Raw genomic sequence first — 17,767 nt, forward strand, 5'->3', positions numbered from 1 at the left:
GCCCCGGTCGGCCCCGGTGACCGGACATGAAACTGCCGGGGCACTTAACAGGTCAACAATGTTGTCATAAGGTGCCGGGCACGAACGAGGGAGGTCCCATGCCCGACCGTGTCGTCCCGCCGGCCGCCCGGCAGCGCCGTCGCCCCACCAAACAGGGCGTCGTGCTGTCCGAGGAGCTGATCGTCGCCACCGCGCTGCGGCTGATCGAGGAGCACGGCGCCGACGCGCTCTCCGTGCGCCGCCTCGGCCGGGCCCTCGGCGCCGATCCCAGCTCCCTGTACCGGTACTTCCGGCACACCGACGACCTGATGCTGGCCATCGCCGACGAGCTGATCGGCCGTACCCTCAAGGCCTGGCGGCCGACCGGCGACTGGTTGGCCGACCTGCGTGAACTCGGCCTGCGCATGCACGCCGGCGCCCTCGCGCACCCCCGGGCGGCGATGCTCAGCGCCCACCGCGTCACCGGGCGCACCCATGAGATCCAGGCCGTGGAGAGCATCCTCGGCGTGCTGCGCCGGGCCGGGTTCCCGGACCCGGAGGCGGTGCGGATCTATCACGCGTTCGTCGACCAGTCCCTCGCCTTCGGCGCCCTGGACTCCGCGGGCACCGCCCTGCCGAAGCCGGCGCGCGAGGCGGAGGCGGAGGTGTGGCGGAGCACCTACGGTCGGCTGCCCGCCGACACCCACCCGCACATCGCGGCCACCGCCCCCCACCTCGTCGCCACCATGCGCTCCAGCTCCTACCCGGCCGCGCTCGAACTGCTCCTGGCGGCCGCCCGGACACGCCTCGATCACCTGCGCGCGCGGATCCGGGCCTGACGGCCACACTGGACGGGATCCGTATCCCGAGGAGGCCGTACGCCATGACCCCACCGCCCGCCCGCACCACCGCGGAGCGCACGAAGGACACCCTGCACCGGCTGGAGCACGACGTCGACCTCTGGGTCGCCACCGCGGGCCCCGACGGCGGTGCCCCCTATCTCGTGCCGCTGTCCTTCGTGTGGGACGGAGCCACCCTGCTGATCGCCACCCCGGCCGAGAGCACCACCGGCCGCAACCTCGTGGCCACCGGCCGGGCCCGTCTCGGCCTCGGCCCGACCCGGGACGTCGTCCTGATCGACGGCACCGTCCAGGCGGTGACCCCGGAGGACCTCCCCGAGGAGGACGCCGAGGTCTTCGCCGGCCAGACCGGCTTCGACCCCCGCCAACTCGCCACCCGCTACCTGTACTTCAGGATCCTCCCGCAACGCGTCCAGGCCTGGCGCGAGGAGAACGAACTGAAGGGCCGGGAGCTGATGCGCGACGGAGAATGGGTGAGCGTTCCGTAAGGGGCACGGCCACAGCGGACGTGGTCGAAGTCGAGGGTGCTCGCCGACCGGATTCGGCTGTGCGGCCGCCCGTTCCGCGGTCGTTTCCAGCCGCGGAGCCGACCCTGTTCGAGACAGCGAAGGGCCCCGCCGCGACGGGGGAACGCGGCGGGGCCTGTGGCACGCGTGCCCGCCCCGGGACGGGTTCACACCTGCCCGGCGTGGATTTTTCTGAATCCCGCCGGTGTCCGGCCCGAATCAGCTCCCGGCGAAGGGCTCCAGCACGAAGACCGGGATCTCCCGCGAGGTCTTCTTCTGATAGTCGGCGTACGGCGGATACGCGGCGACGGCCCGCTCCCACCAGCGGGCCTTCTCCTCGCCGGTGACCTCACGGGCCCTCAGGGCCCGCTTGACCGGCCCGTCCTGCAACTCGACATGCGGATCGGAGGTGACGTTGAAGTACCACACCGGGTGCTTGGGCGCGCCGCCCTGGGAGGCGACCACCGCGTACGTCCCGTCGTGCTCCACCCGCATCAACGGCGTCTTGCGGATCTTGCCGCTCTTCGCGCCCCGCGTGGTCAGCACGACGACCGGCATCCCGGTGTCCAGGAGTGTCGTGCCCTTCGTCCCGCCGGAGCTCTCGTACAACTCGACCTGCTCGCGCACCCACTGCGTCGGGCTGGGCTCGTACTCGCCCTCAAGAGGCATGGGATCCGTCCCCTTCGTCGGTCCAACGGCTTTCCGCCACCGAAATTCAACACCGGCCGCTCGGCAAATCATCCATACCGCGGATCAGCCGGGCCGATGGGGTGATGGCTTTCGGGACAATCGCGCCCCCGCGGTGCCCTCGGCACGGTGGCCCGTCCCTTGGCCCCGTCCGACGTGAGCCGGGTACCGTGAACCGTGGACGCGTGCCGCAGGTCGGCCGGAATCCGTCCCTCCGACCCCTCGTCTTCGGTCAGATCACCCGGTTCACCGAAGTGGCCGAACTTGGCGTCGACCTATAGGTGCCTGAGGCATCAAATGAAGATCGGCACGACGCACTTCTTTCGTCTGCGAGGTCTTTCCATGACGGAACTGACGGACATCACCGGCCCGGCCGCCGAGGCCGACCCCGTCGCCTTCCCGCAGGACCGCACCTGTCCCTACCACCCGCCCACCGGATACGAGCCGCTGCGCGACGGGCGCCCCCTGTCCCGCGTCACCCTGTTCGACGGCCGTGAGGTCTGGGCCGTCACCGCACACGCCACCGCCCGCGCCCTGCTCTCCGACCCCCGCCTGTCCAGCAACCGCACCCATCCCGGCTTCCCCATCCCCAGCGAGCGCTTCGCCGGCGTCCGCGACCGCCGGGTGGCCCTGATCGGGGTGGACGATCCCGAACACAACCGGCAACGGCGGATCATGATCCCGTCGTTCACCGTCAAACGCGCCACCGAGCTGCGGCCGTGGATCCAGCGGACCGTGGACGGGCTGCTGGAAGCGATGATCGCCCAGGGGCCGCCCGCCGAGCTGGTCTCCGCCTTCGCCCTGCCCGTGCCGTCGATGGTGATCTGCGGCCTGCTCGGAGTGCCGTACGCCGACCACGAGTTCTTCGAGGAACAGTCCCGCCGGCTGCTGCGCGGCCCCACGGCGGCCGACTCCATGGGAGCCCGCGACCGGCTGGAGCACTACCTCGGAGGGCTGATCGACGACAAGGCGCAGCAGGCCGAACCGGGCGGCGGCATTCTCGACGAACTCGTCCACGGCCGGCTGCGCGACGGCGACCTGGGCCGCGCCGAACTCGTGTCGCTGGCCGTCATCCTGCTGGTCGCGGGCCATGAGACGACCGCCAACATGATCTCCCTCGGCACCTACACCCTGCTCCAGCACCCCGGCCGGCTGGCCGAGTTGCGCGCCGACCCGGGGCTGCTGCCCGAGGCGGTCGAGGAGCTGATGCGGATGCTGTCCATCGCGGAGGGGCTGCAGCGGGTGGCGCTGGAGGACATCGATGTCGACGGCACCACGATCCGGGCCGGCGACGGCGTGCTCTTCTCGACGTCGGTGATCAACCGCGATCCGGCCCGGTACGAGGACCCCGACGTCCTGGACTTCCATCGCTCCGCCCGCCACCACGTGGCGTTCGGCTTCGGGATCCACCAGTGCCTCGGGCAGAACCTGGCCCGCGCGGAGCTGGAGATCGCCCTCGGCACCCTGCTGGCCCGGCTGCCGGGCCTGCGGCTGGCTGTCCCCGCCGACGAGGTCCGCTTCAAGCGTGGCGACACGATCCAGGGGATGCTGGAACTCCCCGTGACCTGGTAAGAGGCTCTGCTCATGCACATCGACATCGACAAGGACGTCTGTATCGGCGCGGGCCAGTGCGCGCTGGCCGCGCCGGGCGTCTTCACCCAGGACGACGACGGCTTCAGCACCCTGCTGCCAGGACGCGAGGACGGCGCCGGCGACCCGATGGTCCGGGAGGCGGTCCGCGCCTGCCCGGTGAGCGCGATCAGTCTGTCGGAGCCGGCCGACTGAGCCGGGGCCTCGCACTCGGGTCAGAGGGCTCCGCGCGGCGGCGCCCCCCGGCCCGCGCCCCGGCAGGATCCGAGAAGCGGGGTCCAGGGCCTGCCCGGCGGATCAGGCCGGAGGAAAGCGGCGGCGCCTTGTCAACGCACGTGAGCGGGGCTTGGTGCGTGCGGCTGCAAGGCGGAGGAGGGAGTCGACGATGGGGGTCCCCCGCGCGAGTTCGTTCGAGCGTGGGGGAACGTCGGCGAGTGACGACAACGCCTCGGACGGGCGTGCCAAGCCCCGCGTCTGCGGCAGGATTCGCCGGACAGGCCCTAACCCCGGCCGGCGGCTGCCACCAGGGTCCGCGCCGCCTCGCGGGCCTCGGCCGCCGGCCGGGTGGTCCCGGTGATGCCCGCCGTCACCATGGCCCCCTCGGCGAGCAGGAACAGGGGGCCGGTGAGCGCGGCGGGCAGCCCGGCGTCGGCGACCAGCGAGGCGAGATAGTCCCGGAACGCCTCCTTGTGGGCGCGCACCTGCTCGGCCACCAGGTCCGACGTGGCGCCCAGCTCGCCATGGACGTTGATCCAGCCGCAGCCGCGGAAGCCGATCTCGCCGAACCACTCCTCCAGCCAGTCGAACACGGCCGGGATCCGCTCGCGCGCATCCCGCTGCCGTGCCACGTGGTCGGCGAGGCGCCCGCGCCAGCGCTCGTCCCGCCGTGCCAGATAGGCCGCGACGAGCTGCTCCTTGGCTGGGAAGAGCTGATAGAGGCGCTTGAGCGAGACGCCTGACGCGCCGCGCAGTTCGTCCATGCCCACGCACTGCACACCGCGGGCGTAGAACAGTTCCTCGGCGGCGTCGAGCGCCCTGTCCCGGGCGGCCGTGCTGTCCATCGGCGACACCATCACTCCTCGATCGGTCCGTGACGCCCCTTGACGAGAGAACGAGCGTTCTCCTATGGTAGCAGCCATCTGGAGAACGCTCGTTCTCCACTGTCGTACGAACCCAGGAGGAGACCATGTCCGGCCGCCCGCCCCTGCCGCCGTTCACCCGCGAGACCGCTCTTCAGAAGGTCCAGGCCGCCGAGGACGCCTGGAACACCCGCGACCCGCACAAGGTGGCGCTCGCCTACTCCGAGGACTCGGTCTGGCGCAACCGCGACACCTTCGTCACCGGCCGCGCCGAGATCGTCGCGTTCCTCACCGCCAAGTGGCAGCGCGAGCTGGAGTACGCGCTGCGCAAGGACCTGTGGGGCTTCGACGGGAACCGCATCGCCGTCCGCTTCCAGTACGAGTGCCGGGACTCGGCCGGCCAGTGGTCGCGCTCCTACGGCAACGAACTGTGGGAGTTCGACGACCACGGCCTCATGACCCGGCGCGAGGCCAGCATCAACGACGTCCCCATCGAGGAGGAGCAGCGCCGTATCCACGGACCCCGGCCCGAGGCCGAGCGAGGGGTGTACTCCCCGCTTCAGTAGGGTGCCCGGATGACCGAACAGGCCGAGCGGCCCTTCCTCTACGTCGTCGTGTGCGCGGCCGGGATCGCCGCGGGCGTCAGCAAGCTGATCAGCGCCGCCCAGGAACGGAACTGGCAGGTCGGCGTCATCGCGACACCGGTCGCCATGGGCGGCTTCTTCGACGCCGCGGCCGTGGAGGCACAGACGGGCCGTCCCGTCCGGTCGGCCTGGCGCACACCGGCCGACCCGCGCCCCTTCCCGCCGCCGGACGCCGTCGTGGTGGCACCCGCCACCTTCAACACCGTCAACAAGTGGGCGGCCGGCATCGCCGACACCCTCGCCCTCGGCACCCTGTGCGAGGCCGTGGGCATGGGCGTACCGATCGCCGTCCTGCCCTGTGTCGCCGACACGCTGGCCGCCCACCCCGCCTACCGGGACAGCCTGGCTCGGCTGCGCGGGATGGGCGTCCGCTTCGGCGCCGCGTACACCGGTGAAGCCCGGCCGGACGGCGGACGGCCGGACTTCACCTGGGAGCGGGCGCTGGACCTGCTCTAGTGGCAGGTCAGCGTCGGCCCCGCCAGCATGTTCCCGGTGAACATGTCCTGTCCCTTCGGCACCCAGTAGCCGAGCTTCGACACCACCGTGGAGCACTTCGCCCCCACGGTGTACTGGATCTTGAGCTTCTCCGGGTGGCCGGGCTGCAGTTCGGTCACCGTGCAGTCGATGGAGTGCGCCAGCCGGGTCTTCGACGGGTAGCGGCCCACCAGCGGGTTGACACAGCGCTTGTCGGCCGTGGTGATCCGCAGGCCGGTGCCCGCCTCGCCGATCATGCCCAGGCGCGCGTCGCCGTCGCCGTCGTCACTGTCCCGGCGGATCGTGTAGGTCACGGTGGTCGTGGCATTGCGGCTCAGCACGGACCGGTCGACGGTGACGGCGTGCGTGACCTTCGCCTTGGGCGCGGTCAGCGACACGGTGGTCTGCACCGTGCCCTTCAGGTCGACACCCGCGGGCGTCGACCGGACGCGCACGGTCGCGCTGAGGTCGTAGGTGCCCGGACCCGGGTACAGGCCCGAGCCGGGCAGATTTCCGGTGCCCAGCGACTTGCCGGACCGGCTGGCCTTCCAGGTGCCCTCGGTGCGGCAGGCGTAGCGCACCCGGGTGCGGCCGATCCGGCAGGTGGCCGGGGCCGTGATGTTGAATCTGGGGGATCCGGTGTCCGCGCACAGGCTCACATCGGCCTGCTCACCGTGCGTACCGTGCAGCGTGCCGGCGAGCGAGCACACCGTGGCCGGGGTCTCCGGCGCGGGTGCGGCGGCGGATTGTCCACAGGCGGGGGTGGCGAGGGCCAGCGGCAGCAGCGCCGCTCCGGCCAGGGTTCTCAGGGTGTTGGGACGAGTCGGCACCGCGTTTCCTCCGGGGCGGCCGAGACCGGCCGGATGCCGGTCGTCTCCGCCGAGGATGAGCAGACAGTATGACGATCGGTCGGCTCCCACGCCGGAGATGTCACCTGGGGGCAGCAATACAACGCCCGAAGGCAGTACCCGCATCCGGCCTTCCGACAGGGCGTCACCTCACCTCGCGGACATACTCCTTGCTCCCCGGTGTGGACACGTCGCGGTCCCGGCGGACGATGCTCAGCCGGTCGCCCCAGTGGGCGAGCGCCGAGCGCAGACCGGTGTCGGTGTACTCGATGTCCACGACCCGGTCGTCGAAGGCCTTCGCGTACACCCCGCACTCGTCGTACTGCCCGCACTCCTCCGTCACCGCGAAGTCCAGCCCGGCCCGCTCGCGCGCACCGGCCAGCGCGGCGGTGTTCTTCTGCGCGATGGCCAGGTGCCGGGCGTGCGCGTGCCGGGACAGCAGGGTCATGAACGCGGTCGCGTCGGCCGCGCGGAGCAGGTGGTGGGAGCGGGTGTAGCTGTCGTAGTTGTCCGGCTCGACGGCGTCGAAGCCCTTGTGCGCGCAGCCGTCGATCCACTGGTTCACGCGCTGCGCGACCCGCTCCCGCTTGGCCGGGGTGCCGATGTCGAGCAGCGCCTCGTTCCAGTCCTCGTCGATGACGGCCTCGCCGTGCGCGTCGCGCAGCAGCAGGTCGGCCGGCCAGGAGGAGCGCTCCTCGGGCTGGGCCTGGAAGGCGTTGACGTAACAGATGTTGTACAGGCCGGGCGCGGGGGAGTCGGAGCGGTCGCGGCTGACGATCCGGACGCCCTTCGGCGGGGGATAGGCGCCGCCGATCTGGTAGTCGAACCCGGCGCCCCGCGGGGGCAGCCGCACCGCGGCGGGCTTCGACGAGCCGCGCCCCTCCTTGCCACCGGAATCGCCGGGCGAGCCGGAGCCGCCCGAGCCGCAGCCGGCCAGCGCCGAAAGCGTGACGATCAGGGCCGCTGCCAAGGCGCCTGTGGTCCTTCGGGAGCCCACGGCGCGGGAAACACCCATGGGGGGCACGTCCGCTCCATCCTGCACACGCCCGGTGGCGCGGCACGTGTCAGGATCAAATCGCCCGGACTGTCCGGTCGTCAAGTCGCCGCAGGGCCACGCCGTAGGCTCGTCGGTGACCATCGTCCCGAAGGCAGGAGCAGCAACGATGCAGTACGTGAAGCTCGGTTCGACGGGCCTGGACGTGTCGCGGATCTGTCTGGGCTGCATGACCTACGGCCTGCCGGACCGCGGCGTCCACGAGTGGACACTCGACGAGGAGGCGTCCCGTCCGCTCATCCAGCAGGCGCTGGAGGCGGGCATCAACTTCTTCGACACCGCCAACATCTACTCCGACGGCACCAGCGAGGAGATCGTCGGCAAGGTCCTGCGCGACTTCGCGGACCGCGACGAGATCGTGCTGGCCACCAAGGTGAACGGCCGGATGCGGTCAGGTCCCAACGGGGCCGGGCTGTCCCGCAAGGCGATCATGACGGAGATCGACCACAGCCTGCGCCGCCTCGGCACCGATTACGTCGACCTCTACCAGATCCACCGCTACGACCACTCGACCCCCGTCGAGGAGACGATGGAGGCGCTGCACGACCTGGTCAAGGCGGGCAAGGTCCGCTACATCGGGGCCAGTTCGATGTACGCGTGGGAGTTCTCCAAGCTGCAGTACACGGCGGAGCGGCACGGCTGGACGAAGTTCGTGTCCATGCAGAACCACTACAACCTGCTCTACCGCGAGGAGGAGCGGGAGATGCTGCCCCTCTGCGCGGACCAGGGCGTCGGCGTACTGCCGTGGAGCCCGCTCGCCCGCGGCCGGCTCACCCGCGACTGGGGCACGGTCACCGAGCGCAGCGCGGGCGACAACTTCGGCAGCCGCCTGTACCTGGAGAGCGACCGCCCGATCGTCGAGGCCGTCACCCGCGTCGCGAACGACCGGGGCGTACCCCGCGCCCAGGTGGCCCTCGCCTGGCTGCTGCACCAGGACACGGTCGCGGCCCCGATCGTCGGCGCGGTCAAACAGCACCACATCGAGGACGCGGCGGCCGCGGCGGAACTGGAACTGAGCGACCAGGAGATCGAGGAGCTGGAGCAGCCGTACACCCCGCACGCGATCAGCGGCCACGGTGGCGCCAGGTAGGCGGCACCAGGCGGGGCCGGCTCAATGAGGTCCGTGCGGTGTGAACTCCGTGCCGCACGGACCGGCGCCCTCGCTCTCCGGCAGCGGAACCCGCTCGCCGGACATGGTCAACGTCCGGTAGTACGCCCCGATCCGCTCGGCCGAACGGCCCACGTAGTGCCCGATGAACGAGCGCCGGAACCGGTCGGCCGAGCGGTTGGGCCCGGAGCCGTGCACCAGGCTGCCGTTGAAGAACAGCACGTCACCCGGGGCCAGATCCACCGGAGTCGGGATCAGCCCGGCCGGAGGCGGAACGTACTCGCGCGCGAACGACAGCTCCTCGTCGGCGAGTTCGGGGCAGAAGAGGTCCATCCGATGGGTACCCGGGACGACCTCGAGACCGCCGTTGTCCCGGTCGATCGGCTCGCAGGCCAGCCACGCCGCCACACAGGTGCCCGGCTCGACCCGCAGATAGAAGTTGTCCTGGTGCAGCGCCTGCCCGCGCGCCCCCGGCGGCTTGAAGTAGAACATGCTCTGCGCGGCCAGCACCTCCTCGCCGAACAGCACCTCCAGCACCGTCCGCAGCCGGGCGTCCAGCAGGAACTCCCGTGCCACGGAGCTGAACTCATGCGGCTGCATCACCCGGGGGTACCGGCGCAGCGGATCGGGATCGGCCGGGCGGGGCGCGAAGTGCCCCGGCACCGGACCGGCCGCGTGCAGCACGTCGAACACGGCGCACAGCCGCTCGGTCTCGGCCGGGCCGAACAGCCCCCGTACGACGATGAAGCCGTCCTCCTCGAACCGCTGCCTAAGCGCCTCGGGCAGGACGGCGTCGTTGTCCATGACTGTCATGTGTCCGCTCCTGTGCTCCTGGGATCCGGTGCTCGCCTACTGGGGATCCGTTGGTCACTCACCTGCCACGCTAGGCCTGCGCGCCCGACGGGAGGATGCCTGTGCGTGCTGATGACCTGCCCGTGACGGCTGCCGCCGCCGACCCGTCCCCGCCGCCCGGTCTGGTGGTGACCGGCCGCTACGACCAACTGCCGGGCTACGGTGTGAACCGGCCACGGGGCTCGGACAGCTGGCTGTTCACCTTCACCCTGGGCGGCTGCGGACTGCTCCGGCAGGGCGCTGCCCGGGCCCGGGCCGGCGCCGGGGATCTGGTGGTGCTCGCCCCGGGCACCTCCCACCGCTACACCGTCGCGCCAGGTGCCGAACGCTGGCGGTTCTGGTGGACGCACTGCCGGGCCCGCCCGTCCTGGACGCCCTGGCTCACCCCCTACGCCGTGTCGGACGGCTTGTACGCCGTACCGGCCGTGCCCGGCGCCCTGCACGGCCGGATCGACGCGGCGTTCGGCCGGATGCTCGCCGACGCCCGCGGACCGGCCGAGGGCACCCCGCGCGAGCCGGACCCGCTGCGTGCACCGGACCCGGTGGCCGTGGCACACGGCGGCCTGGCACGGGAACTGGCCCTGTGCGCGCTGGAGGAGATCGTCCTCCTCGCCGCCGGTGCCGCCCGGACCACCCCGCACTCCGCGCCGGACCCGACGCAGCCGCCCGCGCCGGGTGCCGACGCCCGGGTGCGCCGTGCCGAGGAGCTGATCGCCGCCGACCCCGGCGCCCCGCACTCGGTCCGCTCGCTCGCCGAGAGCGTCGCGCTGTCCCCGTCCCGGTTCGCGCACCTGTTCACCCTGTGCACCGGCCGGTCCCCGATGCGGGCCCTTCGCGAGGCCCGGCTGCGGCACGCGGCCCGGCTGCTGGAGGCCACCGACCTGACGGTGGAACGGGTGGCCGCGGCCTCCGGATTCACCAGCCCCTTCCACTTCAGCCGGATCTTCCGGGAATGCTACGGAGTGCCGCCCGGCGCCTACCGGGCGGGCGAACGGTGACAAGGCGATAAGGGGAAGAAAAGGATTCGCCTGAATCCGCGTCAATAAGGAACTTGACCGTACGCACTTGTCGATAATCGAAAGATCTCTTGTTCGGGCGTGTGCGTCTGTGCAAAAGTGTGCGCTGTCGGCGCGCAGGCACATCGCATTTCCCGACGTATGTGTCAGGCCGCTCCCCGTACACCCCCCACGCTTCAAAAGAGCCGCCTCAGGTGGACGTTCGAGCAGCCCATCACCCTCCCATACCGTTTGGTATGGACTAATTTCGTTATCACGTCTGGAGGAATGCAGTCGTGAATGAGGCAGGCCCGTCGGACGAACGACTGAGTGCCGAGCTGAAGAAGTGGACGGGAGGGTCACCGGCGCTCCATCCCGTCGGTGAACTCCTCGACCGGCACTGGGAAGCGGCCTTCGCCTACGCCCGGTTGTGCACGGACGGGACCCGAGCCGCCGGCATGCTCAGCACCGCCGCGTTCACCCGGCTCTTCGGTGAATCTCTACGGCAGAACGGCCCGACCGCCGCCTGGCGGCCCGAAGTGCTGGTCGCCGTCCGCCGGATCGCCGCCGAGTGGGACACCGACGGCCGCCGGGAACTCCTCCACCCGGAGCTGCGGTCCGGCGCCGCCGGTGAGCGGGCCGCCGCCCGGCTGCTGCCGCCGCCCGGCCGGCGCCAGCTGTCCCGGGCGTTCCAGCGGGTGCCCCAGGCCAGTCGTGCCGTGCTGTGGCACACGGAAGTCGAGAGCGAACCGCTCGCCGTACCCGCCGCCCTGCTCGGCCTGGACGAGGAGGACACCCGCGTCGAACTGCGCCGGGCCCGGGAGCGGCTGCGGGAGGAGTGCCTGCAGGTCCACCGTGAACTCGCCCCCGACACCGAGTGCCAGCGCTATCTGCGCATGCTCGACGTGACGTTCCGGCGCGGCGGCGTCGACATCGACCCGGACCTGCGCCGGCATCTGGACGGTTGCGGCCACTGCGGCCGGACCGCGGACCAACTCACTGCGTTCAACAAGGGACTTGGGCTCGCCCTCGCCGAGGCGGTCCTGGGCTGGGCCGCACACGCCTATGTGGAGTCCCGGGCCACCCGCGCCGGGCAGCCGACCGAACCGACCCCGCCACCCCCGGTCGCCGCACCCCTGCCCGACGAGGCCTTGCCGGCCACGGAGACGCCACGCAGGCGTGGCTCCTCCCACGCGGCCGGGCGCGCCGTGGCCGCAGCGCCGGCCGACCGTGGGGAAACCGTCGTGTCCGGCCGCTCGGCCCGTCGTGCCGCCCGTGCCCGGCGTGCCCGGCGGCGCCATCTCGCCCTGGCCGTCGTCACCGTGAGCGGTCTGGTCGTCGTACCCCTGGTGCTGTGGTCGGTGCTCGGTTCCGGCCACGGCGTGCGACCGGCCGGGGGCGGCGCGTCCTCGCCGGCGCCGGGCAAGAACACCAGGAATCCCGGCGCCTCCTGGACCGGTGCGAACGCTGGCGGTCAGGGCGCCGTGCACGGCCGGCTGCACAATCTCGCCTCCGGGCTGTGCATCGACGTCGTCGGGAAGAAGGCCGTCGAGGGCGCCGAAACCGAACTCGCCCCCTGCTCCGCGACACCCAGCCAGCAGTGGACGTACGAGACCGACGGACTGCTGCGCAACTCCGCCGCGCCCGACCTGTGCCTGGACTCCCACCTCGGCTACTCGGTCCGCCTCGCCCCCTGCTCGGCCACCGGGGAGGCCGCGCGGAACATCCGCTACGACTTCACCCTCCAGGGCACTCTGATACCCCGCTGGAACCAGGAGCTGGCCCTCACCCCGGCCGCCACCGACGGCTCCGGCGCCCTGGTCCTCAAGGACCGCGCTCCCGGCACCGCCCAGCGCTGGGGCGTCGACACGGCCAAGCCCGAGCTGCAGATGCAGAACGTCAACTGGGGCAGCGACAGCCCCCCGTCGCCGACGGCCACCCCACACCGGACGACCCGTTCGGCGACGCCCACCCCCAAGGCATCCAGGCCCTCGGCCTCGCCGACCCCGACGGTGACCACCTCCCCGGCGCCCACACCGTCCGCCACGTTCGACCCCTGCTCCGCTTACCCGTACTACTGCGGTGACGGCGGCGGTGGGTACGGCGGCAGTGGGTACGGGGACGGGCGTCACCGCCGCTGACTCAGGGGTGGTGCGGCGGTGGCGTCCGGATCGTGCCGAGCCCCGGGGCCGGTTCCGGCCACACCGGCAGCACCGGGCACGGCGCGTGGTCGACCGCGAACCGGACGGCCGGGCCGAGGCTCTTCGGCCTGGGATCTGTCCGGCGGATCCTGTCGCGGACGGGGGCCTGGCACGCCCATCTGCGGCGTTGTGGTCGGTCCCCGACTCCCCCACGCTCGGCTTCGCTCGCACGGGGGACTCCATCGCGTCGACGTCCTCCTCCGCCTTGCAACCGGACGCACCAGCCCCCGCTCGCCCGCGCTGGTGAGGCACCGTCACTGTCCCCGCGACGACCTGATCCGCCGGAGGGACCCGAGCCGCGACAGGTGGCCGTCCTGGGCCACCACCGCCCGGCCGCTCCTCGCGCACGCAGGGCCGCCGAAGCGCTCCGCCACCGCGTCCGGCAGCTCGGCCGCCGAACTCCCGCCGAGCGTCTGGAGCAGGTCACCCGGGTCGCGTTCCGTACGCCCGCGAAGGCGAGCACGGCGACGAGCAGCAAAGCGGACAGACCGTCGTGGACCGGTCAGGACGACCGGCTGCCCGCCGCGCCCAGGAACTCCGCCCAGCCGCCCACCGGGGACTGCCCGGGAATCAGGGTGCGCAGCTTGCGCAGCACCGCCGGGTCCTGCGCCTCCAGCCAGTGCACGAGCTGCTTGAACGACACGAAGCGCACGTCGTCGCCGTACGCGGCCATCTTCCCGATCGCCTCCTCGACGGCGTCCATGTAGATGCCGCCGTTCCAGCGCTCGAAGTGGTTGCCGATGAAGAAGGGCGCGCGGTTGGTCGTGTACGCCCGCTGGAAACCGGCGACATAGGCATCGCGGGCCTGGGAGCGCCAGGCGTCGAACTGGGCGCGGTCGCCGTTCGGGTTGCCACCGGACTGGTTGAACATCATGTTGTAGTCCATCGACAGCACCTGGAAGTTGTGCCCGGGGAACGGTATGGACTGCAGCGGGAAGTCCCAGATCTTCCCGCCCTGCACCTTGCCCGGCCAGATCTGCAGTCCGCCGGGAGAGCTGGCGTCGTACTTCCAGCCGAGGGCCGCGGCCGTGGGCAGCAGGTTGGACTGGCCCTCCAGGCAGGGGGTGCGGCCGCCGATCAGCTCCTTGTCGTAGTCGAAGGGGAGCGGGTCGAGGTCCGTGAAGCCGGTGTTGGTCTTCCACTGCGTCACAAAGCTCTTGGCCTGCTCGATCTCACTGCGCCACTCGGCCGGGGACCAGTTGCGCACCCCGGTCGCCCCGCAGAAGTGCCCGTTGAAGTGGGTGCCTATCTCATGCCCCTCCAGCCAGGCCGACCGGACCTGCTGAAGGGTTGCGTGGATGTGCCGGTCGGCGAGGTAGCCGATGTCGGAGGCGCCGACCGGGTGCTGCGGCGGGCGGTACAGGTGCTTCTTGGACTCGGGCAGGGCGTAGATGCCGCTGAGGAAGAACGTCATCTTGGCGCCGTGGTCGGCGGCCACCTTGCGGAACCGGGAGAACAGCTGGTTGCTGATCTCGCCCGCGCCGTCCCAGGAGAACACCACGAACTGCGGGGGCTTCTGCCCGGACTTCAGCCGCTCCGGCGTCGGCTGGTGCGGCTGGGCGCCGGTGTCGGCGGTGGAGCCGTCCCCGATCGGCTTCGCCTTGGCCTGGGCGGTGCCGTCGCCGTCCGCGTTGCCGTCCGCCGGGCCGTCGACCGAGAGGCCGGTGCCGGAGGAGCACGCGGCCAGCGTGCCCAGGGCGCCCGCGGCCGCGCCCGCCGTCAGCACTCGCCTGCGTGAGATCCCGCTCATCTTGCTCCCCGATTTCCTGTCACGGCCCCTGCTGGGCCTGCTCGCCGGTGTGGGTCGACGGGTTCGATGACGGGAGCCGAAGGAAAGATCGGGGCCGGGGGGCGCTGTTGCCGTCCTGTGACAGTTGTGGCGCGGTCATGACGAACCCCGCTGCCCGGGGCGTGCGGCAGCGGGGTTCTCGGGGGCCTTGGGGCAGGTCAGTCGGGGGTGTTACGGCAGGTCAGGGAGCGGTGCCGGGGCTGAGCGCCGACAGGAAGACGGACGAGGAGTTCCCGGACACGGGCACCGATCCGCCCGACCACGCCACCTTGAGCGCGTCCCGCTCGTCCGGCGGAGTGACCAGCAGCGCGGCCGGCGTGGCCGTCTTGGCGCCGCTGATACCGGGGTTGGAGTAGGTCAGCCCGGCCCAGGCGCTCTGCCCGGGCTTGAGGGTGATCGTCGTCGGGGAGCCCGACTCACGCTTGGGGTCCGGGCCGAGCTGAGTGCCGGAGCCGTTCACGAACGCCGCGCCCGGAAAGCCGCGCAGGGTGCAGGTCCGGCCGGACTTGTTGGTGAGCACGACCGGGAAGTTCTCCTGGCCGGCGCCCGGGTCGTTACGGCCCACCGAGGCGCTCAGCTCGGAGGTGTGGCAGCGGGCGCTCGCCGCGACCGTGCCGCCACCGCCGCCGGCGGAGGGGGACGTCTGTGGGGTGGAGGACGAGTGGGCACCGGCGGGCGCCGAAACCGGGGCGGAGCCGGCGGACGCCGGGCTCGACGTGCCGCCCGTCGCCGGCGCGGCCGTACCCGAGTCCGTGACCGGCGTATTGCTGTGGACGTCGTGGCTGTTGCCACAGGCGGACAGGAGGCCCAGCACGGCGACCGTGCCCACGAGCAGGGCCCCGTGCCGCGCGGACCGGGGGGAGTACACCATGTCGCTCAACACTCCAGGTTGGTCATGGCACGCGACGGACCGCGCGCCTACGGCACCGAGTGCGCCGCCAACACACTCCGATGCGCGCAGCCCCGGAAAAGTTCGGCACACGCAGGGATTTCTTCCCCGTCGTGACCGAAGGCAGGCGCCCGTCAGGTCACGCTCAGCGAACGGAGTATGTCCTCGGTCGCGTCCTTGTCGCCCCGCTCGCGCACCTGTACGTACACCTGAGGCTGTGCGGCGCCGCCCGCCGGGCTCAGCGCGGACTCGGTGACCGAGCCGCCGTCCGGGCAGCCGCTCCAGGCCCGCACCAGACCGTGCCAGTCGGCGTCGGTGAAACTACGGCTGCCGGAGAAGCGGCAGCCCGAGTGCGCGAGGGCCTTCACCTTGTCACTGACATCGCCGTGCTCGCTGACCCCGACGAACACGCCGTTCACGCCCGCGTCCAGATCGGGCCACCGGGACAGGTCGTCGGCGACCACCAGTCCCGGTTCGTGTCCCTTGTCGAGCCCCAGCGCGCTCGGGTCCCAGCCGGAGTCCCGCAACTCGTGGCTCCAGCCCGCCGGCACCTTGACGGCCACCCGCCCCGTCGAGTCCGTCAACCGCACCTGGTCCGGGGAGCCGCCGCGGTGCAGCAGCACGGTCACCCCGGCCGCGGCCGCCGCCGCGGCGAGCAGCGCGGCCAGGGTCAGCGTCACCGTGTTCAGCCGGCCGCGCACCCCGTCCAGCCGACGGGTGGGCCGCAGCGCGGGCGCGCCCGCCGCCAGCCGGTCCAACTCGTCCGCGAACGCCTGCGCGCCGGGCCAGCGCCGCGCCCGGTCCGGCTCCAGGGCGCGCAGCAGCGCCCGCGCCACGTCCTCGCCGAGGTCCGGCCGCAGCCGCCCGGGCGGAACGACCCGGCCCGGCGGGCCCGGCACACTCCCGGTGACCAGTTCGTAGCCGACCGCACCCAGGCTGTAGACGTCGGCCCGCTCGTCGATGCCCTCGCCGGGTTCGGCCTGCTCCGGCGGCTGATAGCCCGCCGAGCCCGCGGCCAGCGTGAGCACCGAGGCCTGCGCGAGGCTCTTGGCGAGCCCCAGGTCGGCCAGCAGCACCCGCCGGGTGCCGTCCCGGGCGGTGTGCAGCAGCACATTGGTCGGCTTGATGTCACGGTGCACGATGCCCGCCTCGTGCAGCGCGGCGGCGGCCCGGGCGGCCTCGGCGGTCAGCGCGAGCGCCTGGCCGACCGGCAGCGGCCCGCCCGCCAGCAGGTCGGCGAGGGTGCCGCCGTCGGCGTACTCCATCACGAAGTACGGCCTGCCGTCGGCCAGTTCACCGATGTCGTAGACCTGCACCACGCGGTTGGAACCGGCTCGGCGCAGCAGCCGGGCCTCGGACAGGAAGCGGTCCCTGATGTCGAGCCGGTGCGCCCAGTTCTCGGCGAGGACCTTCACCGCGACCGGAGCCTGCAGCTCGTCGTCGTGGGCGAGCCACACCGTGGCGAAGGCGCCGGTGCCCAGCGGACGTTCGAGGCGGTAGCGGCCGATCCGATCCAGGGAGTGCATACGACTATCATGCCTGGCCTGAGATCGACTTGAAGGGGGACCCTTCGTGCAGGACCAGCCGCCGATGGAAGACCTCGCCCGGTGGGCAGCCGCCGGCGACAGCGCGGCGCTGGACCGGCTGCTGCTTGAGATCCGGCCGGAGGTGGTGCGCCGCTGCGGCCGCTTCCTGCCGTGCCGCGAGGACGCCGAGGAGGCCGCACAGGACGTGCTGCTCCAGGTGGCCCGGCACATCTCCCGCTTCGAGGGCCGCAGCCGCTTCAGCACCTGGCTGTTCACGGTGGTCGCCAACTGCTGCCGGCAGAAGTACCGCGAGCTCAAGCGGCGGGCCGCCGAGCAGCCGGCCGCCATCGAGCCCACGTACGTCGTCGACCCGCGGACCACCAGCGTCATCGCCGGCTCCCGCGTGGATCTGCTGGAGGCGCTGGACCGGCTGGAGCGGACGCATCCGCACCTGGTCGCGCCGCTGGTCTACCGGGACATCTGCCAGCTGGACTACGCCGAGGTCGCCGAGCGCGTCGGCATCCCGCTCGGCACCCTGAAATCCCGCCTTCACGAGGCCCGCAAACAGGTACGGCCGTGGCTGGCGGGGTCCTAGTACCCCAACAGGCAGCGTTCGCCCCGTCGCGACGCCCGGCACGCCGCCCCTTGACGGGCAAACGTCGCCTGCCGGGGCACCAGGGCCTGTC

General features: G+C 72.0%; 18 protein-coding genes. 10 read left to right on the top strand and 8 right to left on the bottom strand.

What is annotated here, in order from left to right; translation table 11 throughout:
- The first annotated feature begins 98 nt into the window (after window positions 1–98).
- Both AV521_RS02070 and AV521_RS02075 read left to right on the top strand, forming a co-directional pair.
- Window positions 99–818, top strand: a complete 720-nt coding sequence (locus AV521_RS02070) for a TetR/AcrR family transcriptional regulator (RefSeq protein WP_076082529.1) — start codon at window positions 99–101, stop codon at window positions 816–818.
- A 44-nt stretch (window positions 819–862) separates the two neighbouring features.
- A complete protein-coding gene (locus AV521_RS02075) occupies window positions 863–1,327 on the top strand; it encodes a pyridoxamine 5'-phosphate oxidase family protein (protein ID WP_076082530.1) in 465 nt (154 codons plus the stop codon).
- Window positions 1,328–1,564: 237 nt separating this feature from the next.
- Here the strand turns inward: AV521_RS02075 and AV521_RS02080 are convergent, their stop codons facing one another.
- Entirely contained in the window at window positions 1,565–2,014 is a 450-nt protein-coding gene (locus tag AV521_RS02080) for a nitroreductase family deazaflavin-dependent oxidoreductase (RefSeq protein WP_076082532.1), read from the bottom strand.
- A 360-nt stretch (window positions 2,015–2,374) separates the two neighbouring features.
- Between AV521_RS02080 and AV521_RS02085 the strand changes: the two genes are divergently transcribed.
- Together AV521_RS02085 and AV521_RS02090 are read left to right on the top strand one after the other, a co-directional pair.
- The gene (locus tag AV521_RS02085; protein WP_076083454.1) at window positions 2,375–3,604 is read left to right on the top strand and encodes a cytochrome P450; all 1,230 of its coding nucleotides are present in this window, start codon (window positions 2,375–2,377) and stop codon (window positions 3,602–3,604) included.
- A gap of 12 nt (window positions 3,605–3,616) precedes the next feature.
- Entirely contained in the window at window positions 3,617–3,817 is a 201-nt protein-coding gene (locus AV521_RS02090; protein WP_076082534.1) for a ferredoxin, read from the top strand.
- A 305-nt stretch (window positions 3,818–4,122) separates the two neighbouring features.
- Here AV521_RS02090 and AV521_RS02095 read toward each other — a convergent pair whose 3' ends face one another.
- Window positions 4,123–4,683, bottom strand: a complete 561-nt coding sequence (locus AV521_RS02095) for a TetR/AcrR family transcriptional regulator (RefSeq protein WP_076083457.1) — start codon at window positions 4,681–4,683, stop codon at window positions 4,123–4,125.
- 125 nt (window positions 4,684–4,808) lie between these two features.
- Between AV521_RS02095 and AV521_RS02100 the strand changes: the two genes are divergently transcribed.
- Both AV521_RS02100 and AV521_RS02105 read left to right on the top strand, forming a co-directional pair.
- Window positions 4,809–5,267, top strand: a complete 459-nt coding sequence (locus AV521_RS02100; RefSeq protein ID WP_076082535.1) for a nuclear transport factor 2 family protein — start codon at window positions 4,809–4,811, stop codon at window positions 5,265–5,267.
- 9 nt (window positions 5,268–5,276) lie between these two features.
- Complete coding sequence (locus tag AV521_RS02105; RefSeq protein WP_076082537.1) at window positions 5,277–5,801, top strand: flavoprotein; 525 nt, start codon at window positions 5,277–5,279, stop codon at window positions 5,799–5,801.
- Here the strand turns inward: AV521_RS02105 and AV521_RS02110 are convergent.
- Window positions 5,798–6,649: a hypothetical protein gene (locus AV521_RS02110; RefSeq protein ID WP_076082539.1), complete on the bottom strand. Its 852-nt coding sequence runs from the start codon at window positions 6,647–6,649 to the stop codon at window positions 5,798–5,800. The two genes, AV521_RS02105 and AV521_RS02110, sit on opposite strands and share 4 nt — an antisense overlap.
- 163 nt (window positions 6,650–6,812) lie before the next feature.
- Entirely contained in the window at window positions 6,813–7,682 is an 870-nt protein-coding gene (locus tag AV521_RS02115) for an endo alpha-1,4 polygalactosaminidase (RefSeq protein WP_179022778.1), read from the bottom strand.
- Between the two features lie 148 nt (window positions 7,683–7,830).
- Here AV521_RS02115 and AV521_RS02120 point away from each other — a divergent pair, with 148 nt between their 5' ends.
- Complete coding sequence (locus AV521_RS02120; RefSeq protein WP_076082543.1) at window positions 7,831–8,811, top strand: aldo/keto reductase; 981 nt, start codon at window positions 7,831–7,833, stop codon at window positions 8,809–8,811.
- A gap of 21 nt (window positions 8,812–8,832) precedes the next feature.
- Here the strand turns inward: AV521_RS02120 and AV521_RS02125 are convergent, their stop codons facing one another.
- Window positions 8,833–9,642, bottom strand: a complete 810-nt coding sequence (locus AV521_RS02125) for a phytanoyl-CoA dioxygenase family protein (RefSeq protein WP_076082545.1) — start codon at window positions 9,640–9,642, stop codon at window positions 8,833–8,835.
- 95 nt (window positions 9,643–9,737) lie between these two features.
- On the opposite strand from AV521_RS02125, the gene AV521_RS02130 reads away from it, so the two are divergent.
- Both AV521_RS02130 and AV521_RS02135 read left to right on the top strand, forming a co-directional pair.
- On the top strand, window positions 9,738–10,679 hold the full coding sequence (locus AV521_RS02130) for a helix-turn-helix domain-containing protein (RefSeq protein ID WP_076082547.1): 942 nt from the start codon (window positions 9,738–9,740) through the stop codon (window positions 10,677–10,679).
- 293 nt (window positions 10,680–10,972) lie between these two features.
- Window positions 10,973–12,817, top strand: coding sequence for an RICIN domain-containing protein (locus AV521_RS02135; protein WP_076082549.1), 1,845 nt, complete (start codon window positions 10,973–10,975; stop codon window positions 12,815–12,817).
- A gap of 562 nt (window positions 12,818–13,379) precedes the next feature.
- On the opposite strand, the gene AV521_RS02145 is transcribed toward AV521_RS02135, so the two are convergent.
- From AV521_RS02145 to AV521_RS02155, 3 genes are all read right to left on the bottom strand, one after another.
- On the bottom strand, window positions 13,380–14,627 hold the full coding sequence (locus AV521_RS02145) for a hypothetical protein (RefSeq protein WP_076082551.1): 1,248 nt from the start codon (window positions 14,625–14,627) through the stop codon (window positions 13,380–13,382).
- A gap of 220 nt (window positions 14,628–14,847) precedes the next feature.
- Window positions 14,848–15,537, bottom strand: a complete 690-nt coding sequence (locus AV521_RS02150; protein WP_076082553.1) for a DUF4232 domain-containing protein — start codon at window positions 15,535–15,537, stop codon at window positions 14,848–14,850.
- 152 nt (window positions 15,538–15,689) lie between these two features.
- On the bottom strand, window positions 15,690–17,081 hold the full coding sequence (locus AV521_RS02155; protein ID WP_076082555.1) for a serine/threonine-protein kinase: 1,392 nt from the start codon (window positions 17,079–17,081) through the stop codon (window positions 15,690–15,692).
- A gap of 64 nt (window positions 17,082–17,145) precedes the next feature.
- On the opposite strand from AV521_RS02155, the gene AV521_RS02160 reads away from it, so the two are divergent.
- Complete coding sequence (locus AV521_RS02160; RefSeq protein WP_179022816.1) at window positions 17,146–17,676, top strand: RNA polymerase sigma factor; 531 nt, start codon at window positions 17,146–17,148, stop codon at window positions 17,674–17,676.
- Window positions 17,677–17,767 lie beyond the last annotated feature (91 nt).

Origin of the sequence: Streptomyces sp. IMTB 2501, assembly GCF_001953885.1 — a bacterium.
In the GTDB taxonomy this organism is placed as follows: Bacteria; Actinomycetota; Actinomycetes; order Streptomycetales; family Streptomycetaceae; genus Streptomyces.